This window comes from Nocardia speluncae NBRC 108251 (assembly GCF_001613245.1).
Lineage (GTDB): Bacteria > Actinomycetota > Actinomycetes > Mycobacteriales > Mycobacteriaceae > Nocardia > Nocardia speluncae.
This window is the reverse complement of sequence record NZ_BDBZ01000019.1, coordinates 114188-139265: the sequence shown is the minus strand read 5'-3', so window position 1 is coordinate 139265 and position 25078 is coordinate 114188. Positions and strand designations below refer to the sequence as shown.

Here is a 25078-nt window from a genome sequence, read left to right as displayed (position 1 = left end):
CTTTCCCTCGATGTGATCGCCGAAGCACGATTGATCGAGATTTAAAGCTATCATCGCCTTATGGCGATTAGTGGTGATGGATGCCTGGCCGGTGTGGAAGGTCTGGATCCGGCCGTGGCGTTGTTCCACAGCCTCTCCGACGGCACGCGGTTGGCGATCGTGCATCGGCTGGCCGCGGGTGAGGCGCGGGTGGCGGATCTGATGGCGGGGTTGGGGTTGGCGCAGTCGACGGTGTCGGCGCATGTGGCGTGCCTGCGCGACTGCGGTCTCGTTGTAGGGCGTCCGCAGGGCCGGCAGGTGTTCTACAGCCTGGCCCGCCCCGAGCTGATGGATCTGCTGGCCTCGGCGGAGACGCTGTTGGCGGCGACCGGGAATGCGGTGGCGTTGTGCCCGAATTACGGCACCGACTCCACCGGTTCTGCCGAGGCGAGCGCGGCGGTGCGGGGATGAGCGACGCGTGCGGCTGCGGCCACGACGAACCCACCGGCGAGAACGGTGAGGCCGAGGAGCGGGAGCCGGAGAAACTCTGGGAGGTCAGCGAACTGCGGGCCGCCGCGGTGGCGGGAGTGCTACTGGTCGCGGCGCTGATCGTCGGCTGGACCGGCGGCCCGCACCCGGTCGAACTGGGCTTGGAGATCGCCGCCCTGGCTGTCGGCGCTTACACCTTCATTCCCCCAACCCTGAAACGCCTGGCGAAGGGCAAGATCGGGGTCGGGACGCTGATGACGATCGCCGCGATCGGAGCGGTGATCCTCGGCGAAGTCGGCGAGGCCGCGATGCTGGCGTTCCTGTTCTCCATCAGTGAGGGCCTGGAGGAGTACGCGGTCGCACGCACTCGCCGCGGCCTGCGCGCCCTGCTGAACTTAGTGCCCGATCGGGCCACCGTGCTGCGCGGCGGCACCGAGACCGTGATCGCGCCAGCGGAGTTGCGGGTCGGGGACCGGATGCTTGTGCGCTCGGGCGAGCGGCTGGCCACCGACGGGGTAATCACCGACGGCCGTAGCGCGCTGGATGTTTCGGCGATCACCGGCGAATCGGTGCCAGTGGAGGCTGGGCCGGGCGCGGAGGTGTTCGCCGGGGCGATCAACGGTACCGGCGTCCTGGAAGTCGAGGTCACCACGACCGCCGAGGACAACTCCCTGGCGCGGATCGTGCGGATCGTGGAAGCTGAGCAGGCCCGCAAGGGCGAAGCCCAGCGCCTCGCGGACAAGATCGCCAAACCACTGGTTCCCGGGATCATGGTCGCCGCGGCCGCGATCGCGGTGATCGGTGCGGTGTTCGGTGATCCGGTGGTGTGGATCGAGCGGGCGCTGGTGGTGCTGGTCGCGGCGTCGCCGTGTGCGCTGGCGATCTCGGTGCCGGTCACTGTGGTCGCGGCGATCGGTGCGGCGAGCAAGCTGGGTGTGCTGGTCAAGGGCGGCGCCGCCCTGGAAGCGATGGGCAAGGTCCGCCAGGTCGCGCTCGACAAGACCGGCACACTGACCGCGAACAACCCCGCCGTCGTCGAGATCGCCACCGCCGACGGCGTCGACCGGGACCGGGTATTGGCGGTCGCGGCCGCGCTGGAATCCCGCAGTGAACACCCCCTCGCGCGTGCCATCCTCGCCGCCGCTGACACTGTTACCCCCGCCGGTGATGTCGAAGCCGTCACGGGCGCCGGGTTGACCGGCCTCATCGATGGGCGCCCGGTGCGATTGGGTCGTCCGGGCTGGATCGAGGCCGGGCCGTTGGCCGGTGTCGTGGAACGCATGCAGCACGCGGGCGCGACTGCGGTTCTAATCGAAGACGAGTCCAGGGTGATCGGGGCGATCGCGGTCCGCGACGAACTTCGCCCAGAAGCCCGCGAGGTCATCGCGCGCCTGCACGCCGGCGGAGCGCGGGTGTCGATGCTGACCGGCGACAACACCCGCACCGCCGAAGCCCTGGCCGCCGAGGCGGGCATCGATACCGTGCACGCGGATCTGCGTCCGGAGGACAAGGCCCGCATCGTCACCGAACTGCGGCAGGGCCGGTTCACCGCGATGGTGGGCGACGGCGTCAACGACGCACCCGCCCTGGCCACCGCCGATCTCGGGATCGCGATGGGCGCCATGGGCACCGACGTCGCCATCGAAACCGCCGACGTCGCACTTATGGGCGAAGATCTGCGCCACCTGCCCCGCGCACTGGACCATGCGCGACGGGCCCGCTCGATCATGCTGCAGAACGTCGGCCTGTCGCTGGCGTTGATCACGATCCTGATCCCGCTGGCGTTGTTCGGGGTGCTGGGATTGGCGGCGGTGGTGCTGGTGCATGAGCTCGCTGAGATCGTGGTCATCGCCAACGGTGTCCGCGCCGGCCGTACCAAACCCCTGTCCCCGGCCCCGACCCTGGCGGTGAAAGCCTCGCCCGCACTGGCCGGTTCACCGTCATGACCGCCGCCACCGCGCCACCGGCCACCCCTGCTTCGGGTTCGGTGGCGCGGTGGCGCGGTGGGGTGGTGTTCACGCCGGGGTTGATGGCGTTCACCGGCCGCATCGGAGACACGGCCGCACACGCACATGCGGCGGTGCAAGTGTTGTTCGTCGCCGACGGTGCGCTCACTCTCACTGACAGAGCGGGGCGCACCGCGGCCGCCGGTGTGGCGATCATCCCGCCCGGTGTCGCTCACCAGGTGAGCGCCGAACCAGGGACCACGGGGTTCGTGGCGTTCCTCGATCCCGACAGTGCCGCCGCGCGCGCGGCGGTGTCACGGATGGAGGGTCTGCCTGCTGATCAGGCCGACAGCTGGGTGGCCGCCGGCTGCCCGCGCCCGCCGGCACTTGCGCTCACCCCCGCCCCGGCCAGGCCGCAGCGAGCGCATCCGGTCGTTGCCGACGCGCTGCGTGCCGCGGCTGAGTGGCCGGGTGGCCCGCCCGCGCTGGGTGAACTCGCTGCCCGGGTGGGGATTTCGGGCAGCCGCCTATCGCATGTGTTCACCCAGGAGGTCGGGTTGCCCTATGCGGCGTGGCGGCGCTGGACCCGCCTGCATCAGGCTTTCGCTGTCGTGCGCGCAGGTGGTTCGCTGACCGCAGCCGCGCACAGCGTCGGGTTCGCCGACAGCGCCCACCTCACCCGCACCTGCCGTGAGCTGATCGGCATCACTCCCACCGCGGCACTGATCGCCACCGGCTGGCGACCAGAGCCGGGCACCGCCGGCCAAGTCGGCTGATTTCTTCAAGCCTCCAACCGGTCCGGACGTGAGGCTGGATCCATGTTTACGCTCGTCCGTCCGCTCATCCGCTACGGCTACGCCCCGTTCATGCTGCTCGCCGTCAACGGCGCCGGCATCGCCCTGGCCGCTACCGGCGCCAACAAGCTCTTGTTGATCGTCTTGCTCGCTGTCGCGGTCGCTGTGTCGTTCACCGCCGAACACCTACTGCCTTACCAAAGGTCTTGGAACACCTCCCGCGGCGATGCCGGCCGCGACACCGCCCACAGCTTCGTCAACGAAACCCTCATCCTCGCCAGCGTCGCCGCGATCCCCGCCCTGGCCGCGCTCATCCCCGGGGACGGGATCTGGCCGGGCAGTTGGCCGTTCGTGGTGCAGGTGTTACTCGCGGTCTTGGTCGCCGACCTCGGGATCACCCTGGCCCACTACGCCAGCCACAAAATCGGGATCCTGTGGCGGTTCCACGCCGTGCACCACAGCGTCACCCGCTTCTACGGGCTCAACGGCCTGATGAAACACCCTCTGCATCAAACCCTCGAAATGACCGCCGGCGTCACCCCGCTACTGCTCGCCGGGGTCCCGGTCCCGGTCGCCGCCGCACTGTCGCTGGCTGTGGCGGTGCAACTGCTGCTGCAACACTCCAACGCCGACTACCGCATCGGACCGTTCAAACACATCCTCGCCCTGAACGAAGGCCACCGCTTCCACCACCTCAAATGGGCCGGCATCGGCGACGTCAACTTCGGACTGTTCACCCTCATCTGGGACCACCTACTCCGTACCTACAGTTACGACCCCCACCAGCGCTTCACCAGCGCAGACCTCGGCATGGCCGCCAAGCCCGACTACCCCACCCGCTACCTCGCCCAGCTCGCCGAACCCTTCACCCGCCACGGCGCCTGCCACTTCGCTCCCGACACCAGCAGTACGCCGGGGACCGGCGAACAGGTCAGGACAGCCTGACCACCGATTCCACAGGACACATCAACCCTTCGAAAGGACTGGCCATGCCGACCATTCCGCCCGCCGCACGCGCCCGCTACCACGAGGAAATGCTCGCGGCGAAGACCACACCCGACCCCGAACAACGCTGGACCCACCTGGAATGCGCACACATCCTGTCCCAACCCGACCCCTGGCTGCACACCCGCAACCACATCGCCATGTTCACCCTCGCCGTGCGCCAGCGCGACCGTCGCGAAGCCCTCGGCCAAGTGGTACGGATTATCGTCGCCGCACCCGGATCACTGGCCGGCCTCGCCCCCGAAGGCAACACCGGCCGTGCCCACGTCGGCCTCCGCCAAACCATGCCAACGCCGCCGGACCTCGACGCGCTCCTACAAACGGCGGCATAACTTCACCGCCTCCTGCGCTCGCGTCGAATAGCGGCCCATTATCTGTGGCGAGTCGGACCGGTGAGGTTGCCCGTCCCGTCCGGAACCGATCACCGCCGGCGAGGCCGCGAACGCCTGACTACCGGGCTGGTGACGGGTGGAACCTGTACGACCTCCGGCACTAGGCGACCGCCGACGTCGGCCATCTCAGCCGCACCTGGTACTTCGGTCGGCTCCCGGCCGCGGAAAGGTTCGCTCTTGCCCTGGCGGGCTGAAGCCGGTGCCGCGGCCGGGCAGCCGATCGGGGGGTTGGCCTATACCAGCGATGCTGTGTAGCCGAGTTCGGCGATTGCGGTGACCACCTGTTCGGGGCTGGTGTGGGTGAGGTCGAGGTCTACGGTCGATTGCTGTTTCTTCACCGAGGTCTGGCTGCTGAGGACACCGGGGAGGTCTTCGAGGGTGTCGTCGACCAGCAGTGAGCAGCTGCCGCAATGCATGCCCTCGACGCGGAATGTGAATATGGGCAACGGATGATCCTTATCGGTCGATGGTGAGCAGGCCGGTGTACATGCCCATGCCGCAGGCGTAATCGAGGCGCCCGGGTTCCAGGACACCGAGATCGATTCGGGTTTCTCCGGTCACGGGCAGAATTTCCTGGATGCCCAGGCGGGGTATGACCAAGGAGCGAATACAGCCCTGAGTGCCGTCGGTCTCGACGACGAGCGTGGTCGGCAATCCTGCTTTGACCGCGACGTGGTCGGGCGCGTAGGCGTTTGTACGTGCGGTGATGGTCACCGTCTGCACTCCGTCGGCGACAATCGCTGCCGAGGCGTCCGCCGGAGCCGGCCCAGTTGTGAACGTATCGGCGAGTCGCCCCGCCGCCAGCGGCGATCCAGCCAGTTCGAGACCACCGTTGAGGGTGTAGAGACCCATACCCAGAACCAGCACTCCAGTCGCGACCGCCAGGCGGCCACGCCACGCCCCGGCCGCAACTCTGACCACATACCCGAGGACAACGAACAGCGGACCGGTGCCGAGCACGAACACGGCCATGATCGCCGCGCCCTGCCACGGCGATCCAGAAGCCAGGGCCAACGCCTCGACCGACAGAGTGACCCCGCACGGCAACAGGATCGTCAGGACACCGAGCAGCGCCGGCGCGACCGCGGTCTGCAAACGGGCGCCTTTGCGCACGACCCGCATCCAGGAGGCCGGTGGTTCGATGACGATCTTGCGGAAACCGGGCACTCCGAGCTGAGCGAGAGCGAAAACGATGATCAGCAGCCCGGCCCCGATCTGCAGCCAGGTGCGCGCGGCGACCGACAGCTGAACAGCACTGCCCAGCCCGCCGAGCGCGGCGCCGAGCAGAGTGTGTGAGACCAGTTTCCCGATCAGGAAACCGGCGACCGGAGTGAGGTCTTCACCGACCCGCGCCCATATTCGGCGCGGCGGGGCGGGCGTAGTGGTGCGCTGGCGGGCGATCATCCCGGTCAGCAGTCCGCCTTGAACGGCGGCACATGAGACGCCTCCGGCGAATAGGCCGGTAGCGAGCACAGCAACAAGATTCACGAAAGGTACTCCTGCGTGAGGAAGAGCATGGACAGGCGAAAGTGCCCCTCGACGCCAGGGGCGTCGGGGCCGGCGGTTCGTCGAGTGACGACCCGCTGTCCGCCCGTTTACGTCCGCATCACGCAGAGTTCGGTGAGGTTGGGCGGGCGCGGGAGTGCACCCGTGAACCGCCGACCGGACCGTGGAAACGCGCAACGCACGAGGGAGACCTCGCTGCCGCGCGCCAAATGCACGGTTGCTGCCAGCAGCGCCAAGAACATCGCCAGGCAGGCCATCGTTATCCCGGCCGGTGGCATGGGCCCGAGATCCACCACTCCCACAGCAAGCGCCCCGGTCACCGGTATCACCGCCGCGCCGCGGTCATGATGGAGTGTTTCCTGCGAGGCGTCGGGCTGCGGTGTCGACACCACCTGGGAAACACTGTGATCGGCCGGGCCCGCCATCGACATGCCCATCGTGTCGCCCGCACGGCAATGCCCGCTCTGGACGAGCGCGATCCCTATCAGCGCCGCCAGCATCACACCGAGCCGAAGTAATCCGGCTCGCCGTGCAGGAGAGGCGACGCTGACCACGGCGGCGATCCTACTGAGCATCTCTCACCGGCCTGCGTCGGCCCCTGCAGTGACGTCGGAGCTCGGCGCCGTGCGGTGACAACACACGAGTGACCGCCTTCGGCCGGGGCGAAGCCAACATTTTCCCCTGCCGACTTGCCGGCCGCTAATCGCCTGGTGGTCGCTCATGCTCGGATTCCGATTCGACCTCGGCTCACCGTCGGCGCGGCCTGCTTGTCGCTCGCTGTGGTGAGAGTCGCACCAGTGAATACCCCAGGGGGTATATATTCGAGCAGTGAAGATAATACCCCGGGGGGTATAAGTGAGGCTTTTGCCGAGCTCGACCGGAGAGGCGGAGGAACATGACGGAGACGACGACGGCTCGGCCGCCGGATATGGCTGAACTGGGGCGAGTGGGGGTGTTGGCGCGGTGGGGGTCTGTGATGGCCGGTCATGCCCGGGTGGTTTTCGGTGTGTGGCTGGTAGTGCTGGTCGCGCTCGGTGCTGCGGCGCCGAGTGTGTTCAGTTCGTTGGCCGGCGCGGGGTGGCAGGCCAACGGTTCGGAATCCGTGCAGGTTCGCGAGCTGGCTCAGCGGAACTTCGGCGGCAATTCTTCGGCGGCGGTGCAGGTGGTGGTGCATTCCGATACCGCGCAGCTCTCCGATCCGCAGATGCAGACCGTCCTGGATGAGGTGTCAGCGGTGTTCGCCGGTGACTCCCGGTTCGGGGCAGTGATCGCCCCGCAACCGGGAATGACGATCAGCCCGGACGGCCGCACCGGCATTCTGATCGCGGGGGCGAACGCGTCGGCCGATGATATGGTGCGCGCTGTCGATGAACACAAAGCCGAGTTGACGGCACTCTCGGGTGAGGGTGTCGAGGTGTATCCGACGGGGGCCTCGGCGTTGTGGAGTGATTTCAACAAGGCCAATCACGACGCGATGATCCAGGCGGAGCTGTTTTCGTGGCCGGTCACGCTGCTGATCATGGTGCTGGCGTTCGGTTCGCTGGTCGCAGCGGGATTACCGCTGCTGTTGACAGTGGCCGGGTTGGTGGCTTCGGCCGGTGGCCTGGTGTTGCTGAATCAGGTGACTCCGATTTCGGTGTGGGCGATGAACTTCGCGATGATGTTCGCCCTCGCGCTGGGGATCGATTACGCGCTGTTCATGGTCGCCCGGTTCCGTGATGCGCTGAGCAAATCCGCCGATGCGCGACGTGCGGTCGCCGAGACGATGGCCACCGCGGGCAAGGCCGTGGTGTTGTCGGGTCTGACTGTGCTGGTGAGCCTGTCGGCGGTTCTGCTGGTGCCGGCGCCGGCGGTGCGCACGATGGCGGTGGGGATCATGCTCGCGGTCGTGTTCGTGCTGGCTGCGACACTGACGCTGCTGCCGGCCGCGCTCGGCGCCCTCGGTAAGCGGATCAACGCGGCGGCGTTGCCATACGCAACCCGCCAGCAGCATCGCTCGTCGTGGTTTGCCCGGTGGGGGCGGCTGTTGCACGAACGGCCGTGGCCGTTCGCGATTGCCGGAGCGGGAGTGTTGATCGTGCTGGCGCTACCGGTTCTCGGGTTGAAAGTTGCGATGCCCTCGATCCAGGTGGTGCCCGCCGACGCGCCGGTGCGGCAAGGCTACGAGCTGGTCCAGCGCCAGCTCGGTGACGGTGCACCCGGCACGTTGCAGATCATCGCCCCCGCCGATCAGGCCGACAGCACCGCCCAGGCAGCGGCAGGGGAGGGGATCGCGATGGTGACGCCCGCGCAGCCGGCCGCCGATGATTCCGGGTGGGTCATGATGCAGGCCCTGCCCGCCATGGACCCCTCCGACAAGCGTATGAGCACGGTGCTGGACGAGTTGCGGGATCGGTTGCCCGACCGAGCCTTGGTCGGCGGCGCGCCCGCGGAGAACCTGGATCTGCAGCAGGCTCTGAACGATTACCTGCCGATCGTCGTCTCGGTGATCCTGGTCCTGGGCTTCGTGCTGCTGCTGGTCGCACTGCAGGCCCCGCTGATCGCCGTGTTGGGGACGCTGGTCAGCCTCGGCTCCACCGCCGCGGCGTTCGGGGTGGCGAAGCTGATCTTCCAGGACGGCCACGGCGCCGGGCTGCTCGGCTTCACTCCGCAGGGGTTCCTCGACGGGTGGGGTCCGGTGTTCTTCTTCGCCATGATCTTCGCGATCGCGATGGACTACACCGTGTTCCTGCTGGCCAGCGCGAAAGAACAGTTCGAACGCAGCGGCGATGCCCGGACCGCGGCAGTGGAGGGGCTGGCCCATTCCGGGCGGGTGATTTTCGCCGCGGCGGCGGTCATGGTCGCGGTGTTCTTCACCTTCGCCCTCGCCGAACCGCTGCCGCCGAAGGAAATGGGCATCATCCTGGGTGTCGCGGTCTTGCTGGACGCTCTGATCGTGCGGCTGGTCCTGCTGCCGGTCATCCTGCGGCTCACCGGCCGGGCGGCCTGGTGGTCACCGGCCTGGATGCGCCGCGTTCTGCCACGGATCAGTTTCGCCCATCACTAACAGGGCGGCCGTTATACCCCAGGGGGTATTGTTGGTTGTTCGGATTGATAAGAAGGAGGACGCCGTGGTCGGCGACGAAGACAGCATTGCCCAGGTTCTCAACCGGCTGCGCCGGGCGCACGGGCAGCTCGCCGGGGTGATCACCATGATCGAGCAGGGCCGTGACTGCAAAGACGTGGTCACCCAGCTCGCGGCCGTCTCGCGGGCCCTGGACCGGGCCGGGTTCAAAATCCTGGCCACTGGGCTACGCGAATGCCTCGACGAGTCGAAGGAATCCGGGGAACCGTTGACCGTGGCCGAACTCGAAAAACTGTTCCTCGCCCTCGCCTGAACCACGGGTACCGATGAAGGCGGACCCAGAAAGGACGACATGCCGAGCTCACCGTTGACCGATAGGGGCTGGACCATCGCCCGGTTGGTACCGCTGCTGGCCGGGACGCTGGTCCTGGCCGGTACCGTGGCGGCCGCGACGATATCGGCATGGTGGCTGATCGTTCCGGCGCTGGTGGGAGCCAACCTACTTCTCTACAGCGCGGTCGGCTGGTGCCCGGCCACTCTGCTCATGCGCCGCGCGGGCGTCACCTCCGGGGTCTGCCCACCCGGCCACGCCTGACAACTCAGCCGAGGAAAGGTGCTTTACGTCATGGAAATCGCCCTGTCGACCACACTGCACACCGGCTTCGACGAGGCCGTGGACGCGGTCCGGGAAGCCTTGGCCGGGCAAGGTTTCGGGATCCTCACCGACATCGATATGGCCGCCACGTTGAAGGCCAAACTCGGCCACGACATGGAGAACTACCGCATCCTCGGTGCCTGCAATCCGCCGCTGGCGCAGCAGGCGGTAGGGATCGATCGCCAGATCGGGTTACTGCTGCCCTGCAACGTCGTCGTACGCAGCGACCCTCACGACACCGGACTGATACGCGTCGAAGCCATGAATCCGGAACTCATGGTCGAAGTCACCAGCGACCCACGACTCCGCCCGGTCGCCGCGGACGCTGGGGCCCGCTTGGCCGCCGCACTCGAAACCCTCGACTCAGCTGCCTGACTCGACCATGATGGCGGGCTCGGTCCCGCTGTTGTCGTCGTCCGCGCTACCACCGGTCGGCCGCGGCGCGCCTGCCCTCCGGCGCCAGGCGGATCAGGCTACTCACGGTTCTCCGCAGGCACCGTATTGCCGTGCGGCGTCAGCATCGCCGAGAGTGTCAGAATTTTTGTGGGCGAAACGGTGAAAAGCCTTGCTAGCCTTCGGTTATCCGCTCACCGTAGAACAGCGCGAGCGTGTTGAGTATATCCTTCCATCCGCTGATCTTTCCAGTGATGTTCGGCCGGTTTTTCAACGGATTCCGTATAACGAGGTAGAGCACTTTCAGTGCGGCTTGCTCGTTGGGGAAATGTCCACGCCGACGGGTCGCGTGCCGGAACCTGGCGTTCAGGCTTTCGACCGCATTCGTGGTGTAGACAAGTTTCCGGATAGGAGCCGGGAACTTAAGGAACGGCGTGAATTGCTCCCAGCTGTTGCGCCAGACCGCGATCATCGCCGGGTATTTCGGCTCCCATTCCGCGGCAAACTCGTCGAACAGCGATTCAGCAGCTTCGACAGTGGGGGCGGTGTAGATGGCCCGGAGTTCGGTAGTGATCCGGCTCCAGTACTTGCGAGAAGTGTATTTCAGGCTCGCGCGTACGAGATGGACCACGCATTGCTGGACATCGGCCAGCGGCCAGGTGTCGTTGATCGCCTCCGGGAGCCCTTTCAAGCCGTCGCAGCAGACGATCATCACGTCGGCGACGCCGCGGTTACGCAGCTCGCCGAGCACACCGGCCCAGTGTTTCGCCCCTTCACCGCCGGTGCCGACCCACAGACCCAGCACGTCACGCTCACCGGCCAGGGTGACACCGACCGCGACGTAGATCGGCCGATTCACAACCCTGCCGTCCCGGATCTTCACGAAAATCGCATCGATCAGCACCACCGGATACACGCGTTCCAGCGGTCGTGACTGCCATTCATTCATTTCGTCGACAACCCTGTCGGTTACCTTCGAAATCAACTCACGTGAAACGTCTACATCGTAGATTTCCGACAAATGCTTCTGGATCTCCCCGGTCGTCAACCCCTTCGCATACAGCGAAATGATCGACTCGTCGAAACCCTCCACACGCCGGGAATGCTTCGGAACCATCACCGGTTCGAATTCCGATTTCCGATCTCGCGGCACATCGATACGCACCGAACCGACATCGGTATGCACCGTCTTTTGCGACCGGCCGTTGCGATGGTTCCCGTCTCCGCTGACAGTCGAGTCGCCCTTGGAATATCCCAAGTGTTCGTCCATTTCAGCGTTGAGCGCCGCCTCCAGGACGGTTTTCGTGATCTGCGACAGCAATCCACCCGGACCGGCCAGCGACACCCCTCCTTTGCGGGCTTTATCCACCAACTCCTGGGCGATCCGGACATCCAGACCGTCCGCCGGCGACGACCCTTCGGCCGCCGGCACCGACTTCTCCGACACGATGATCCCTTCCGCTGAGGCAGGCCGCCTCAGCCTCTCCGATCACCGTCCCGCCCACAAGATCACTGACAGACCCGCATCGCCAGGGTGATCGCTATAAGTATCAGCACGGGGACATCACCCGCCAGGTGCTGCCATTCGGTTGGGGCGCGCGCGGCATGCCAGGTCATGACAGCGGCGTGGGCCAGGCTCGACCACACCGTGAACCAGATGAGGGACAGGTGACCCAGTGGGTGGCGGGAGGCCCGGATCAAGAAGACTCCGAGTACTGCGTAGATTACCGCGATCATCTGCTCGTACTCGGGCTGTGCAGGCTGCCAGCGGAAACCTGCGGGCCACAGATGGATCAATGGATATACCCCGGCGATGAACGCGATGCCGGTCAGCAGGAGCGCTATCCGCAGCCGTCCCAGATGCTGCATGTCCGCCTCTTCTCGTCGATGTCGGTGCGGCCTATCTGTGCGGTCGGCGGCGACAACGTCTGTAGCTGGCTTCTGTTGTCAGTGGTGGCGGTGGGGTGTAGTGGTGGGCAGTGTGAAGGCTGCGGTGCGTACGGTTCCGCGATGTTTGAAGTCGAGGAACAGGCGGTAGACGCCCGGTCCGGGGACCAGGGTGTGGAAGGTGATGTCGGGGCCGGGGGCGGTGGCACCGTCTCCGGGTTCCCCGTTGGGGTGGACGTGGACGTAGGCCAGGTCTCCGGCCCGCAGGACGACCAGGTGGCCGAACGCTGCGAGGTAGGGCTGTAGATCGGTGACCGGGGCTCCGTCCTTGCGGACGGTGAGGGTCAGTTGCCGGCCTTCGCCGGCGACCAGGTCGCCGCCCAGTTCGACTTCGTACCCGTCGACGACTGTGGTGCGAGCCGGTTCCGGAATCGGTAGCGGTGCATAGTGTCCTGCGACGGCGAGGTCCGCGCCGAGGGTGATGGTGCGGCCGAGTTCGCGCGGGGCGATATCGGTGAATACCCGGTATGCGCCTGCTTCGGGCAGGTCCAGCTGTACCGACCAGGTGCCGTCGGCGGCGCGCTGGGGATGTACGTGCCAGAAGCCGGTCAGTTCGCGGCGGGCGACGATCAGATGCAGTTCTTTGTCGTGGATCGGGGTGTAGTCGGTGACCGGCTGCCCGTCGGGACCCAGGATTCGGAACCGGAACTCGATCTCACCGGGTTGCACGAGGGTGTCCGCCAAATCCAGTGAGTATCCGTCCTGTGTGATCAGCAGACCGCCCGGGAACGCGCCGGCGTCATGACCGGCGTGGGAGTGGTGGCCGGCGTGGGCGGGTTTCGGGTCGATGTGACCGTTGTGGCCGCTGTGAGTAGCGGTGGTCGCATGTGCGATAGACCCGCCGCGGGCCTCCCCATGGTTCGCGTGGTGGCCGTGGCCTGCGTGGTGAGCGTGGTTCGAGGGGTTCATTGCAATTTCCTGTTCTCGTCGTCAGTGGGACGAGAGGAAACATATACCCCCCAGGGGTATACTGCAAGAGGGGCTTCCTTCCGGAAGGAAAGGGGCCGATCAGGTATTGGGGCGAGCTGCCTGGGGTGCGACCGGGTGGCGTGGTGTCGGCCCCGTCAGGTGCTGCCGCCGGAAATCGCACCGTCTACATCGATCGCGCGTTGACCGAACTACGCGGCCACGGCCATCCGGTGCTGGATGTGGACGCTGCCGGACTCTCACCGTTCATCCGGACGGATATCGGCATCGATGGCCACTACGGCTTCCACCTGCCTGAACTCGGCGGAACACACCGGCAGTTGCGCGATCCCGATACTCCCGACGAGGACTGAGAGTGTCGACAGGTGAGGTCCTCGGTGTCGCTCATGCTCTGGACCGCCACATGCCGCGTGGTGGCTACTGTTCGGCTTTGTGGCGCCGGTAGTGCCGGGCCACGCGCATACGGTTGCCACACAGAGCGGGTGAGCACCAGCGCCGGCGCGAGTTGGTGGGCAGGAACCAGATCACGCAGTCGTGGGCGTCACATTGCCGGATCGTGGTGACCGCGGGATCGGCCAGCAGGTGAGCGGCAGATTCGGCGAGTTCGGCGGCCAGACGTTGTCCGGGCGTGCCCGCACGCCGGCGGGCGGCGGTCAATCCGGCGTCTTCCCACCTCAGGTGCGTGACCGCGGGGGCTGCGAGTTGGGCGCGTTCGAGCGCGAGTAGGTCGAGCCGGTGTGGGCATTGCCCGCGACGGGTGCGCTCCAGGGCGGCCGCGATGTGGCCGCGGATCTCGCGGACTGCGGCGACATCGGCCGCGCTGATGTCGCCGTCGAGTTCGGGTAGCCGGTGGGCTTGGGCCGTGTACCAGGCGCGCAGATCGTCGGGGGTTTGCAGCAGGTCGCCGAGGGAGGGGGTGGTGTTGATCAGATCCAGCGGCAATGGCTCGCCGAGCAAGGGGAAACGGCCGGTCACAAAAGCTAATGCTACACACCGGATTGACACATTAGCCAGGGCTCGATACCTTACGGGGGTATCCCATGATGAGGAGATGTGAACATGACCGAGGTAGTCGGCACCGCGGCGGACAAGGGCGGCAAGACGTCACCCGCGGCGGTGGCTTCCTTGTTCACCATCGCGACGGCTCAGTTGATGCTGGTGCTCGACGACTCGGTGGTGAACGTGGCGCTGCCCAGCATCCAGCGGGAACTGGACGTACGCGCGGTGCATCTGTCGTGGGTGGTGAATGCCTACATCCTGGCGTTCGGTGCGTTGCTGATGCTCGGTGGCCGCATCGGGGACCTGTGGGGACGGCGCCGCACCGTGCAGGTCGGTTTGATCATCTTCGTGGTCGCCTCGCTCGCCGGTGGTCTGGGGCAGACCGCGGGCATGCTGATCGGGGCGCGCGGGCTGCAAGGGCTGGGTGCGGCGCTCATCGCCCCCAACGTGCTCGCCCTGATCACCACGACCTTCGCCGAGCGCAAGCTGCGCGACACCGCGTTATCGCTCTATGGCGCGATGTCGGGTCTGGGCATCGTGATCGGCCTGCTGGCCGGCGGCGTGCTGACCGGCACCCTCGGGTGGCGCTGGGTCTTCTTCATCAATATCCCCATCGGGCTGCTCGTGCTGCTGGGGACCCGCACCCTGGTCGCCCCGCAGCCGCACCGCGGACAACTCGGCACCCTCGGCGCCGTGCTCGGTACGGCAGGCACGTTCGCCCTCGTCTACGCGATCACCCGCTTCGGCGAAGACGGCTTCACCGACCCGATCGCACTGATCGCCGCGGGCGTGGCCGTCGCTGTCCTGACAGGTTTCGTGCTCACCCAGGCACGCAGCCGCAACCCTCTCGTCCCGCTGAGCCTGTTCCGCGACCGCAACCGCACCGGCGCCTACCTCACCATGCTGCTGCTGGCGGTGGGACCGATGGGGTCGCTGTATGTGCTGACGCTCTACCTGCAGCGGGTACGTGACTATTCGCCGATCATGACCGGTCTGGCGTGGCTACCGTTCGCGGTCGGCATCATCCTCGGTGCGGGCCTGGCTCCGAAACTGCTGCTGAGCCTCACCCCGCGCCTCGTCGCCGGCGCGGGCGCCATTCTCAGTGCGCTCGCGGCGCTGTGGTTCTCCACGATCACCACGACCAGCGGCTACTGGTTGCATCTGGCACCGGCGATGCTGATGTCGGCACTCGGGTTCGGTCTCGGGGTGATGGCGCTGACCCAGGCGGCGGTCTACCACGTCGACAGCGACAAAGCCGGAATCGCCTCAGCGCTGCTCAATTCCGCGCAGCAGATCGGTGTCGCGCTCGGTATCGCGGTCCTCGCCGGTGTCGCCGCCACCGTCACCAGCGGTTCCGCCGAGCCCGAACCCGCCGCCCTCACCGACGGCTACAGCGGTGCATTGTTGGTGGCGTTCGCGATGCTGCTGACCGCCGCCGTGGTCGCTGTGTTGTTCCTCCGTGGCAACACAAAAGAGCCGATGCCCACGGGCAGGTCTGCCGACACCATGCACTGAACACCCCTCGCCTGCCCGGGCCCTCTCATCATGAGCTTCCACACCTGAGCTCGACCAACGAAAACAAGCAAAGGACCAACGATGCACTCGCACAACGACGAAGCGAAGTTCATGGCCGACATCAAGGAAGCAGCACCGGAGATGGTCTCGGCCTTCTTCGGATTCGACAAGGCCGTGTTCAGCAAGAACACCGGGAATCTGGATCTGGCCACCCGGGAGCTGATCGCGGTCGGCGTCGCGGTGACCACGCAGTGCCCGTTCTGCATCGAGGACCACGCCAAGCGCGCCGTCAGGGCCGGCGCTTCCAAGGCCGATGTCGCCGAAGCGGTCATGGTCGCCGCCGCCCTGCGCGCCGGCGGCGGCGTCACCCACGGATGGAAGGCGATGAAGAGCATCGCCGAAGACGAGTAATCCGCCTCCTTCTCGTCAAGGGAAGTGAGGCTCAGAACATACGGGGCAGCGATTCGACTGGGGTGTCTCGGCCGAAGCCACTCTCGCGGATGCGCATGCACAGCCCGGGCCACGCCCACCACCCTCACACCGACCGCCATGATCATGAGCAGCACCATCGCGCCGTCTCACCGATCCAGGATCTGCGGTAACTCCTCAGCGTGACGCTTCTCGTCAATGTTCCCGAACCCCATCATCCGCTCGCGTGGTGCTATACCCTTACCCCGTAACCCTAAACTTGAGGATGTCGCCGATGCCGCTGCAAGACAGTTACTTCGAACGTGACGGAGGGCGGATCGCCTACCGGATCACTGGAGCCGGGCGGCCCCTCGGGTATGCGCACGGAGTGCTGCTCAGCCGTGCGGGCGTGCGCGGGCTGAAGTTGTTCGATATCGAGGCGGTGGCCGATGGTCGTCGGCTGCTTACCTACGATCAGCGCGGCCACGGACGGTCGAGCGGGCGCCCGCGAGCCGAGGATTATCTGTTCGAAAATTTCAGCCGTGACCTGCTCGGATTACTGGATGCAGTCGGCATCGACGAACCGATGGACTTCGTGGGTTCGTCGTTGGGCGCCGATGTAGCACTGCGTTCTGCGATCGCCGCGCCGCAGCGGTTTCGCCGCCTTGTGCTGATGATCCCGCCGGTTGCCTGGGAAACTGGCCCTCAGCAGGCGCGTAATTGGTATACCGACGCGGCCGAGGCCATCGATTCCGATGGGCCGGCGGCGTGGCTGGACCGGTGGGCCGAGGGCGAACCGCTCCCGATCTTCGCCGACTACCCCGAGTTCGGGTTCACTCCCGACGTCCCCGACGAGTTGCTCGCGCCGATACTGCGAGGCGTAGGGCGCTCAGATCTACCGGATCCGGCCGAGATCGCCACACTCACCCACCCGACATTGATCTTGGCGTGGGACACCGACCCGTTGCACCCGGTATCGACCGCTGAAAAGTTGCGTGAGTTGCTCCCGAACGCGACCCTGCATATCTCGACCTCGGTCGCCGATATCAAGACCTGGACTGACCGTACGTCGGCATTCCTGGTCGACTGACCGCTGGTCTGTGATCGGTTGAGGCGGTGCAGCGCGCCGGCCGCGACTGCTCCGAATGATCAGCGCCGCCAACATCACACCGAGCTGAAGACACCGGCTCGCCGTACAGGAGTGAGGCCGCTGACCACGGCAGCGATCCTTGCTGACCATTATCCGGCCCGGGGTGGTGCCTGCACGGTGGCCGGCGCCACCCCGGCCGGGCGTCACATCATCGGGCAGTTGCCCATAGCGCGGCACATCCAATCGCAGATCATTTGCAGCGGATTCATCGGTATACCTCCTTTCGGGGTCGGTTCGGTCGGGTGGTATGGGTTGGGTCGGTGCGAGAGCCGCTGCCTCGGTGGGGTTTCCGCGGCGGACGTGATAGTCGCAGCGCGGTGTGCGGCCGAGGCGGCGTCATGGGCATCGAGCTGTTGCGGGCGGCTCGGTCTAAGGGGTTCAGGGCGAGCGGCCCGTCATGAAATTGCGGTGCCACTTCCATCACCTTGGAGTGGGTGACCGGGTTCAGCGTGAAGAACCCTGCGCTGGTTCGCGGTCCTGACGGTCGGAGAGCTCCTGTGAAGGATGGGTGGCCGTCTGTTCCGTGTGCGATCGATCGAGCCGATGGAGCGCGAATGCCGACAGTGCTCCGATGAGGGCGAGCCCGGCCCACACCGCCCAGTCCGCGCCGGCATCTCGGGCGGCGCCGACCACCGCGCCGGTGGCGAGGTTGCCGGCCAGGATGCCGACACCGACGATTGTGTTGTAGAAGCCGTAGTGAGTCGCCACCAGTCTTCCGTCCGCAAGCGAGACAACGGTGTCCATTTCGAAGGGGAACACTGCGGCGGTCCCGACAGCCAGGACAGCTGTGGACAGGAGTAACGCGACGACCGCGGCGCCGGTACCGAATCGTCCGGGCCCGGGTATCACGAGCAGCGGCAGGAACGCCGCGGCCAGTATCGCCATACCCACCGCGAGGCTGCGTCCGGTTCCCCAGCGCGCCTTGAACCACCCGGTGATGCGCAGCTGCCCGGCCACGGCGACCACACCGGAGACCACGAACAGCGCCGAGACGAGCACTTGTGATTGCGCGCCGGCGAGGTATTCGGCCTGCAGCGGTAAGGCCAGATACACCTGGAACGACAGCACATACGAGCCGATCATCGTCAGCGAGAACAGCAGGAACCGGCGGTTGGCCGCCACCGCCCGCCAGTCCTGCAGGATCGAGGTCTGTTCGGCGGGCTTCTGCTCGCGCCGAGCCGGCAGGGCGGCCAGCTGTGCCACGGTCAGGGCTGCGAATACGACGGCCGCGGCCGCAGCGGTCACGCGGAAGTCGAGGAACATCAATGCCAGACCGACCAGGGGCCCGGCCAGGATCCCGGCTTGGTAGAAGATGTTGAATACCGCGAAGGCTTCGACGCGGCGTTCGCCGGTGTCGGCGGCCAGATAGGCGCGTACCGCGGGGTTGAACAGTGCGCCGGCGAAGCCGGTTGCGGCGGAAGCGATGAGTAGCCCGGGCAGTGACGTGGTGAATACGAGCATGGCGAAGCCGCCGGTGCGCAGCAGACAGCCCGCGACGATCAAGGGTTTGTAGCCGAGCCGGTCGGCAAGGGTCCCGCCGATGAGGAACATGCCCTGCTGGGAAAAGTTTCGTACCCCGAGTACGAGACCGACCGCCCAGGCCGCCAAGCCCAGCGGTCCGGCAAGGTAGCCGGCGAGGTAGGGCATCAGCATGTAGAAGCCGAGGTTGATGCCGAACTGGTTGATCATCAACAGCCGTGCGGCGAGGTCGAAGCTGCGGAAGCTCCTCAGTGCGGTCACGATGCGCCCTCTCCTGTCCGCTCTCCGGTGTGCGGGTCGACGATGGTGGTGCAGCGGGTCCACGAGTCCACTGCGCGTTCGCCTGGATGGCTGATAACGGCTGGTTCGATCGGCGGCGCGGTGTCGAGCAGGCCGTGTTCGCGGCAGTAGTCGTCGTTGTAGATGGTGTCGAAGTAGCGCTGGGGGCCGTCGGGGAACACCGCGGCGATTCGTGTGTCTTCCGGCAGTGTGCGTGCGGCCCACCCGGTGACCAGCGCCACGGCTCCGACGCTCCAGCCGCCGGTCGCATAGTGTGTCCCGGCCAGCGCGCGGCACGCCCACACTGCTTCGGCGGGTGCTACCCAGTGCACTTCGTGGAACGCCGGGTAGTCGACGTTGCGGGGGAAGATGCTGGATCCCAGTCCGCGCATCAGCCGCGGGCCGGCGGGCTGGCCGAAGATCGTGGAGGCGACCGTGTCGACGCCGATCAGCTGCAGTTCTGGGTTGAATCGGCGCAGCACTCGCGCCACACCGGCGGAGTGGCCGCCGGTGCCGACCGCGCACACCAGCACGTCGATATCTCCGAGCTGGTGCTGCAGCTCCAGGCCGAGGGATTCGTATCCGTCGACGTTGTCGGGGTTGGTGTACTGGTCGGGGCACCAGGCTCCGGGCTCTGCCGCCATGAGTTCGGTGACGCGGTCGCGGCGTGCTTGTTGCCAGCCGCCGCTGGGATGGGGTTCGGTCACCATGTCGACGCGGGCGCCGTAGGAGACGAGCATGCGTGCCACGATCGGTTCGAGGCCGGGATCGGTGACGACGGTGACGGGATGGTGGTACACCGCGCCGGCCAGCGCCAAACCGAGGCCGAGGGTGCCGCTGGTGGATTCGATGATGCGGGCCCCGGGTGCGAGGTCTCCGCGTTGTTTTGCGCGTTCGACCATGTGCAGCGCGGGCCGGTCCTTCATCCCGCCGGGATTGAAGCCTTCCAGTTTCGCCCAGAATCCGCGGTCGGCCGGCGCCAAGGGCGCGCTCACCCACAGGACCGGGGTGTTGCCGACCAGTGAACTGGATTCCCGTACCGGGGCCGGTGGGGTGAGCACTCCAGCGGCTGCTTCGGCGGGTTTGCCGAATACGACGTTATTCATGATTGTCGCTTTCTGTATCCGAACCGCCGCGCCGGGCGGTGTAGACGGTGAGCAGGCAGCGAACACCGGCCGACGACATAACGGGTCGCGGCCTGGCGCTGACCGATCAGCGTCGGGAGATACAGAAATTCGTGAGTATGTCTCGTCCGTTCGACACGGGTAGTGCGGTGATGGGAGGGCCGCGGATTTCACGTGTGCCGGTGAAAATCAGGGCGATGGCGCCTACTGCGGTCGCGGCGAGAAACGCCAGCCACAGCAACGGCGAAATCGTCGCTCCGCTGGAGGGCAGCAGCGACTTCTCGACGCATTGGATCATGTGCTGATCACAGTGGTCGATGAGTCCCCCGCTCATTGCGTGCGGGGAATGGGTGTGCGAGGGGAAAACGGCCTCGACGGCTGCCACGACGGGGGGATGGGTGTGCTCGTCTTGCCCGTGCAGGGTGCAGTCGATCAGTGGGGCAACCAGCAGCACCGCCATCAGCAGTCCCAGCGATGTGCGTCGCAGGCGAGCGGAAATGTTCACCGCGGACCACTCGGATCCAGGGAACGGCTGCCATGTGGCAACGCCTCGGTTGCCGGAGATGGTGCACCGGCCTCGAAGTATCGACCCTCGTCTATGCGTTTACGCTGCATATCGGTGTATTCGGACATCCTGGCCACCTGCACCACCTCCTCTCGTCACCCATTGTTCTCTCGGCGAGGGCCACATCGGCGAAGCAACACTGCAACGGTCGCGAAACAACCTACCCGTCACATCCATCCTGCCTCGCCTTCCTGTGACCAGAGCCACCGATGGCACCGACCGTGGGAAGGGTGCCCATCTCCGGCCGGGCTCGGCGCGCCGGCCGGAGACGAATCGGTCGGCGCGCCGATGAACCGGGTGTGCGCCACGTTCCGATGTGGTCCGCGAAGTCAGGTGACTACTCGGTAGCCGGCGGTTTCCACAGCGTTCTTGACGGCGTCGGGGTCGACTTCCTGGCTTGATTCGACGGTGACTCGGCCGGTAGCAGGGTCCGCGTCGACCCGGGAGACGCCGTCCAGGGCGCCGAGCTCGGTCCGGACTTTTGAAGCGCAACCGCCGCAGGTCATTCCCGCGACGGTGATGATCGAGGTGCTCATTTCGTTTCCTGTCGATCTGGTGAGGACCCGCGTGCCCATCCGGAATCGTCGTTGCCGGGCTGCGGGAGGAACACTTCAACCCTTACCGTACCCCTGTGGGGTATGCAACCGGTGGAGTCGACACGGCCGCGGGCCCCGAACTCGCCGGTGGCCCTGTGTGGTGGTTTCAGCGACCGGGTTGCCGCAACCTCTTGACTTGATACCCCCGGGGGGTATTGTAGGTTTCGTTCCGCGGCGCGAAGTCGCCACAACACCAAGGAGAACCAGATGAGCAGCGCAACCACCACCGTCACGGTCACCGGCATGACCTGCGGTCATTGCGTCTCCTCGGTCCGCGAGGAAGTCGGCCGGATCGACGGCGTCACCTCCGTCGATGTCGAGCTCGCCAGTGGGCTGGTCACGATCGGAAGTTCTGCTCCCGTGGAGCGTGATGCGATCGCAGCCGCCGTCGACGAGGCCGGCTACCGGCTGGCCGACTGACCCATCCACTCGAACTACGACACGACAGCAAGGAGCATCCCGATGAACACGCCCAGCAAGTTCGCCGGCTTCGCGCTCGGGCTCGCGGCGATCTTCGGGATCGCTGTCGTCCTCGGTGCGGCCATCGGCCCCACTCCCGATGCACCCGCCGACCACGACACGCACCCGGCTGGGCCCGCCGCCTCCAGCGGGCCCAGCCCCGACCAGCTACCTGGTGGTCTGCTCGTCAGTGAGCGCGGCTACACACTGCAACTGGATACCCCGCGAGTCCGCCCCGGGGCCGAGGTTGCGGTCGGTTTCCGCATTCTCGACGCTGCTGGGCTGCCGGTCACCCGGTATGAGCGCAGCCATGACAAGGACCTGCACCTGATCGTGGTCCGCCGCGACATGGCTGCTTTCCAGCACGTGCATCCACGCAGGGATGCCAGCGGAACCTGGCGCGTGCCGCTGGATCTGTCGCGTGCCGGTGACTATCGACTCTTCGCCGACTTCACACCGGAAGGCGGGGAGAACCTGACCTTGGGCGCGGATCTGCGGGTGCCGGGCAACTACGACGCCAAAGTGCTGCCGGCGCCGGAGACCGCTGTGGCGGTCGACGGCTACACCGTGACCCTCGACGGCGCTGTCATCCCCGGCCAGGCGTCGAAGGTGACGCTGTCGGTCAGCCGTAACGGCCGCCCGGTCACCGACCTGCAGCCCTACCTCGGCGCCTACGGGCACCTGGTCGCTCTGCGGGCGGCGGACCTCGCCTACCTGCACGTGCACCCCGAGGGGGAACCCGGTGACGGCAGCACACCGGCGGGACCCGGAATCACCTTCTCCCTCACCGCCCCCACCAGTGGCGACTACCGGCTGTTCCTCGATTTCCAGCACAAGGGCACGGTCCGCACCGCGGAATTCACAGTCCGGGTCACACAGAGCAACCCGGGTGCCGAGACGCCTCCGGCGCAAGTCGGCGAACAACCCGGCCACGGCCACTGACCACCCGCAACCATCCCGAGCTTGCCGTTACCCACCGACTCCATCCCTGGGGGACGCCTGCACGACAGGCACCCCTTGAACCTCTGAGTTCGAGCACCACAGAACGGAGCACCCCATGACCACCGCGACGAAACCATCGCCCACCGGGCAGGTCGAACTGGTGATCGGTGGCATGACCTGCGCCTCCTGCGCCAACCGCATCGAGAAGAAACTCAACAAACTCGACGGCGTCACCGCCACCGTCAACTACGCGACCGAGAAGGCGCGTGTGGACTACACCGGCGATATCGCGCCCGAGGAACTGATCAGCGTCGTCGAGGAGGCCGGCTACACCGCTGCCCTACCGCGCCCCCCGGCTTCCGCCGAAACTGCGGAGTCCGCCGAACCGGATCCGACGGCCGCGCTGCGGACCAGGCTGCTGGTCTCGCTGGTACTGACCGTGCCGGTGATCGCCATGGCGATGGTCCCGGCCTTGCAGTTCACCAACTGGCAATGGCTGTCACTCACCCTGGCCGCGCCGGTGGTGATCTGGGGCGCGCTGCCGTTCCACCGGGCGGCTTGGACCAACCTGCGCCACGGCGCGGCCACGATGGACACCCTGGTGTCCATCGGCACGCTGGCCGCGTTCGGCTGGTCTCTGTATGCCCTGTTCTGGGGTACGGCGGGCACTCCGGGGATGACGCACCCGTTCGAGTTCACCATCGCCCGGATGGACGGCACCGGCAGCATCTACCTCGAAGCGGCGGCCGGGGTCACCACATTCATCCTGGCCGGGCGCTTCTTCGAGGCCCGGTCCAAACGGCGGGCCGGCGCGGCGCTGCGCGCGCTGCTCGAACTCGGGGCCAAAGAGGTGTCGGTGCTGCGCGACGGCCGCGAGGAACGCATCCCGGTCGACGCACTCACCGTCGGTGACCGATTCGTGGTGCGCCCGGGGGAGAAGATCGCCACCGACGGCGTGGTGGTCGAGGGCTCCTCGGCGGTCGACGCGTCCATGCTCACCGGGGAATCTGTGCCGGTCGAGGTCGGCGTCGACGACGCGGTGGTCGGCGCCACTGTCAATGTGGGTGGCCGGATCGTCGTGCGGGCCAGCCGGATCGGGTCCGATACCCAGCTGGCGCAGATGGCGAAACTCGTCGAGGATGCCCAAACCGGCAAGGCGCAGGCGCAGCGGCTGGCCGACCGGATCTCCGGGATCTTCGTGCCGATCGTCATCGCGCTCGCGGTCGCGACACTCGGATTCTGGCTCGGCACCGGCGGCTCGATCGCCGCGGCGTTCACCGCTGCGGTAGCCGTGCTGATCATCGCCTGCCCGTGCGCCCTGGGCTTGGCCACCCCGACCGCATTGATGGTCGGTACCGGTCGCGGCGCCCAGCTCGGTGTGCTGATCAAGGGCCCGGAGGTGCTGGAATCGACCCGGCGGGTGGATACCGTGGTCCTGGACAAGACCGGCACCGTCACCACCGGGAAGATGACGCTGCTCGATGTCGTCGTCGCCGACGGCGAGTCCGCCGATCAGGTGCTGGCGCTGGCCGGGGCCCTGGAGGACTCCTCGGAACACCCGATCGCCCAGGCCATCGCCAAGGGCGCCCGCGACCGGGTGGGTGAGCCGGCATCGGTCGAAGGCTTCGCCAATATGGCCGGGCTCGGCGTGCAAGGAGTTGTGGACGGGCGCGCGGTGGTGGTCGGCCGGACCCGGTTACTGGAGGACTGGTCACTGCACTTGGACGCCGAACTCGAGCGGGCGATGCGTGCCGCGGAAGCGGAGGGAAAGACTGCGGTCGCGGTCGGCTGGGACGGCGCGGCCCGCGGAGTGCTGGTCGTCGCCGACGCGGTGAAACCTACTTCCGCCGAGGCGGTATCGCAGCTGCGGGCGCTCGGTCTGACTCCGATCATGCTGACCGGCGACAACGAAGCCGCCGCCCGCACGATCGCCGCTCAGGTCGGGATCGATGAGGTGATCGCGGAGGTCCTGCCGCAGGACAAGGTCGCTGTCGTGGAGCGGTTGCAGGCCGAAGGCAAGGTCGTGGCGATGGTCGGTGACGGCGTCAACGACGCTGCCGCACTCGCTCAGGCCGATCTCGGTCTGGCCATGGGCACCGGTACCGACGTCGCTATCGAGGCCAGCGACCTGACACTGGTGCGCGGGGACTTACGGGCCGCCGTCGACGCCATCCGTCTGGCCCGCCGTACGCTGGGCACGATCAAGGGCAACTTGTTCTGGGCGTTCGCCTACAACGTGGCCGCGATCCCACTGGCCATGGCGGGCCTGCTCAACCCGATGCTGGCCGGGGCCGCGATGGCGTTCTCCTCGGTGTTCGTGGTCAGTAACAGCCTGCGGTTGCGCCGCTTCCGGTCCACCGCACAGTAATCCCGCCGCTCGCCCGGCCCACTTCGGTTGCCCCGAGACCCGCGCTCGGGGCAACGGAGGACCGGCATCGACTCAACCCAGCAGAAGAAGACGGAAG

General features: G+C 66.8%; 27 protein-coding genes. 16 read left to right on the top strand and 11 right to left on the bottom strand.

All coding sequences use genetic code 11. The features are described 5' to 3' along the window. Positions 1–60: 60 nt before the first annotated feature. Genes NS6_RS18855 through NS6_RS18835 form a run of 5 tightly spaced genes read left to right on the top strand, consistent with a single transcriptional unit; the run spans position 61 to position 4545 of the window. Positions 61–450 carry an ArsR/SmtB family transcription factor gene (locus NS6_RS18855; RefSeq protein ID WP_040793569.1) on the top strand — a complete coding sequence of 130 codons (390 nt, stop codon included), beginning with the start codon at positions 61–63 and terminating at the stop codon, positions 448–450. Continuing rightward, positions 447–2414, top strand: coding sequence for a heavy metal translocating P-type ATPase (locus NS6_RS18850; protein ID WP_040793568.1), 1968 nt, complete (start codon positions 447–449; stop codon positions 2412–2414). The genes NS6_RS18855 and NS6_RS18850 overlap by 4 nt, the downstream gene beginning before the upstream one ends. Next, on the top strand, positions 2411–3190 hold the full coding sequence (locus NS6_RS18845; RefSeq protein WP_051133679.1) for a helix-turn-helix transcriptional regulator: 780 nt from the start codon (positions 2411–2413) through the stop codon (positions 3188–3190). The genes NS6_RS18850 and NS6_RS18845 overlap by 4 nt, the downstream gene beginning before the upstream one ends. 42 nt (positions 3191–3232) lie before the next feature. Then, entirely contained in the window at positions 3233–4153 is a 921-nt protein-coding gene (locus NS6_RS18840; protein WP_040793567.1) for a sterol desaturase family protein, read from the top strand. A 44-nt stretch (positions 4154–4197) separates the two neighbouring features. Continuing rightward, positions 4198–4545 carry a DUF3703 domain-containing protein gene (locus tag NS6_RS18835; protein WP_040793566.1) on the top strand — a complete coding sequence of 116 codons (348 nt, stop codon included), beginning with the start codon at positions 4198–4200 and terminating at the stop codon, positions 4543–4545. Positions 4546–4838: 293 nt separating this feature from the next. Here NS6_RS18835 and NS6_RS18830 read toward each other — a convergent pair whose 3' ends face one another. The 3 genes from NS6_RS18830 to NS6_RS18820 all read right to left on the bottom strand — a co-directional run bounded on the left by NS6_RS18830 (position 4839) and on the right by NS6_RS18820 (position 6686). After that, positions 4839–5051, bottom strand: coding sequence for a heavy-metal-associated domain-containing protein (locus NS6_RS18830; protein WP_040793565.1), 213 nt, complete (start codon positions 5049–5051; stop codon positions 4839–4841). Positions 5052–5061: 10 nt separating this feature from the next. Beyond that, a complete protein-coding gene (locus NS6_RS18825) occupies positions 5062–6093 on the bottom strand; it encodes an urease accessory protein UreH domain-containing protein (RefSeq protein WP_040793564.1) in 1032 nt (343 codons plus the stop codon). Between the two features lie 107 nt (positions 6094–6200). After that, positions 6201–6686, bottom strand: coding sequence for a hypothetical protein (locus tag NS6_RS18820; protein ID WP_040793563.1), 486 nt, complete (start codon positions 6684–6686; stop codon positions 6201–6203). Positions 6687–7006: 320 nt separating this feature from the next. On the opposite strand from NS6_RS18820, the gene NS6_RS18815 reads away from it, so the two are divergent. The 4 genes from NS6_RS18815 (at position 7007) to NS6_RS18800 (ending at position 10205) form a co-directional block, all read left to right on the top strand. Beyond that, positions 7007–9157, top strand: coding sequence for an MMPL family transporter (locus tag NS6_RS18815; RefSeq protein ID WP_040793562.1), 2151 nt, complete (start codon positions 7007–7009; stop codon positions 9155–9157). 64 nt (positions 9158–9221) lie between these two features. Next, positions 9222–9488 carry a metal-sensitive transcriptional regulator gene (locus tag NS6_RS18810; protein ID WP_040793561.1) on the top strand — a complete coding sequence of 89 codons (267 nt, stop codon included), beginning with the start codon at positions 9222–9224 and terminating at the stop codon, positions 9486–9488. Between the two features lie 39 nt (positions 9489–9527). Further along, positions 9528–9770 carry a YgaP family membrane protein gene (locus tag NS6_RS18805; protein WP_040793560.1) on the top strand — a complete coding sequence of 81 codons (243 nt, stop codon included), beginning with the start codon at positions 9528–9530 and terminating at the stop codon, positions 9768–9770. Between the two features lie 30 nt (positions 9771–9800). Then, positions 9801–10205: a DUF302 domain-containing protein gene (locus NS6_RS18800; protein ID WP_040793559.1), complete on the top strand. Its 405-nt coding sequence runs from the start codon at positions 9801–9803 to the stop codon at positions 10203–10205. A 193-nt stretch (positions 10206–10398) separates the two neighbouring features. Here the strand turns inward: NS6_RS18800 and NS6_RS18795 are convergent, their stop codons facing one another. The 3 genes from NS6_RS18795 to NS6_RS18785 all read right to left on the bottom strand — a co-directional run bounded on the left by NS6_RS18795 (position 10399) and on the right by NS6_RS18785 (position 13079). Further along, a complete protein-coding gene (locus NS6_RS18795; RefSeq protein WP_068043584.1) occupies positions 10399–11655 on the bottom strand; it encodes an IS256 family transposase in 1257 nt (418 codons plus the stop codon). A 77-nt stretch (positions 11656–11732) separates the two neighbouring features. Next, positions 11733–12092, bottom strand: a complete 360-nt coding sequence (locus NS6_RS18790) for a DUF6632 domain-containing protein (RefSeq protein ID WP_068043549.1) — start codon at positions 12090–12092, stop codon at positions 11733–11735. A 78-nt stretch (positions 12093–12170) separates the two neighbouring features. Beyond that, positions 12171–13079: a DUF8832 domain-containing protein gene (locus NS6_RS18785; RefSeq protein ID WP_171048231.1), complete on the bottom strand. Its 909-nt coding sequence runs from the start codon at positions 13077–13079 to the stop codon at positions 12171–12173. A 143-nt stretch (positions 13080–13222) separates the two neighbouring features. Here NS6_RS18785 and NS6_RS18780 point away from each other — a divergent pair, with 143 nt between their 5' ends. Next, positions 13223–13450 (top strand): hypothetical protein, encoded by a 228-nt coding sequence (locus tag NS6_RS18780; protein WP_138448544.1) that lies wholly within the window; start codon positions 13223–13225, stop codon positions 13448–13450. Between the two features lie 64 nt (positions 13451–13514). On the opposite strand, the gene NS6_RS18775 is transcribed toward NS6_RS18780, so the two are convergent. Then, entirely contained in the window at positions 13515–14072 is a 558-nt protein-coding gene (locus NS6_RS18775; RefSeq protein WP_040793557.1) for a CGNR zinc finger domain-containing protein, read from the bottom strand. An 84-nt stretch (positions 14073–14156) separates the two neighbouring features. On the opposite strand from NS6_RS18775, the gene NS6_RS18770 reads away from it, so the two are divergent. The 3 genes from NS6_RS18770 (at position 14157) to NS6_RS18760 (ending at position 17109) form a co-directional block, all read left to right on the top strand. After that, positions 14157–15611 (top strand): MFS transporter, encoded by a 1455-nt coding sequence (locus tag NS6_RS18770; RefSeq protein WP_083874791.1) that lies wholly within the window; start codon positions 14157–14159, stop codon positions 15609–15611. Positions 15612–15692: 81 nt separating this feature from the next. Beyond that, positions 15693–16022: a carboxymuconolactone decarboxylase family protein gene (locus NS6_RS18765; RefSeq protein WP_040793556.1), complete on the top strand. Its 330-nt coding sequence runs from the start codon at positions 15693–15695 to the stop codon at positions 16020–16022. 292 nt (positions 16023–16314) lie between these two features. Further along, the gene (locus tag NS6_RS18760; protein WP_040793593.1) at positions 16315–17109 is read left to right on the top strand and encodes an alpha/beta fold hydrolase; all 795 of its coding nucleotides are present in this window, start codon (positions 16315–16317) and stop codon (positions 17107–17109) included. Between the two features lie 504 nt (positions 17110–17613). Here the strand turns inward: NS6_RS18760 and NS6_RS18755 are convergent. From NS6_RS18755 to NS6_RS18740, 4 genes are all read right to left on the bottom strand, one after another. After that, positions 17614–18858, bottom strand: a complete 1245-nt coding sequence (locus tag NS6_RS18755; RefSeq protein WP_083874790.1) for an MFS transporter — start codon at positions 18856–18858, stop codon at positions 17614–17616. A 47-nt stretch (positions 18859–18905) separates the two neighbouring features. Further along, the gene (locus tag NS6_RS18750) at positions 18906–20033 is read right to left on the bottom strand and encodes a PLP-dependent cysteine synthase family protein (RefSeq protein WP_040793555.1); all 1128 of its coding nucleotides are present in this window, start codon (positions 20031–20033) and stop codon (positions 18906–18908) included. 106 nt (positions 20034–20139) lie between these two features. Beyond that, positions 20140–20556, bottom strand: coding sequence for a putative copper homeostasis (lipo)protein LpqS (lpqS, locus tag NS6_RS18745; protein WP_051133675.1), 417 nt, complete (start codon positions 20554–20556; stop codon positions 20140–20142). Positions 20557–20945: 389 nt separating this feature from the next. Then, on the bottom strand, positions 20946–21152 hold the full coding sequence (locus NS6_RS18740) for a heavy-metal-associated domain-containing protein (RefSeq protein ID WP_040793554.1): 207 nt from the start codon (positions 21150–21152) through the stop codon (positions 20946–20948). A 267-nt stretch (positions 21153–21419) separates the two neighbouring features. Here NS6_RS18740 and NS6_RS18735 point away from each other — a divergent pair, with 267 nt between their 5' ends. The 3 genes from NS6_RS18735 (at position 21420) to NS6_RS18725 (ending at position 24981) form a co-directional block, all read left to right on the top strand. Beyond that, complete coding sequence (locus NS6_RS18735) at positions 21420–21632, top strand: heavy-metal-associated domain-containing protein (RefSeq protein WP_040793553.1); 213 nt, start codon at positions 21420–21422, stop codon at positions 21630–21632. A 42-nt stretch (positions 21633–21674) separates the two neighbouring features. After that, positions 21675–22613: a DUF8832 domain-containing protein gene (locus tag NS6_RS18730; protein ID WP_040793552.1), complete on the top strand. Its 939-nt coding sequence runs from the start codon at positions 21675–21677 to the stop codon at positions 22611–22613. Between the two features lie 115 nt (positions 22614–22728). Next, a complete protein-coding gene (locus NS6_RS18725; protein ID WP_040793551.1) occupies positions 22729–24981 on the top strand; it encodes a heavy metal translocating P-type ATPase in 2253 nt (750 codons plus the stop codon). Positions 24982–25078 lie beyond the last annotated feature (97 nt).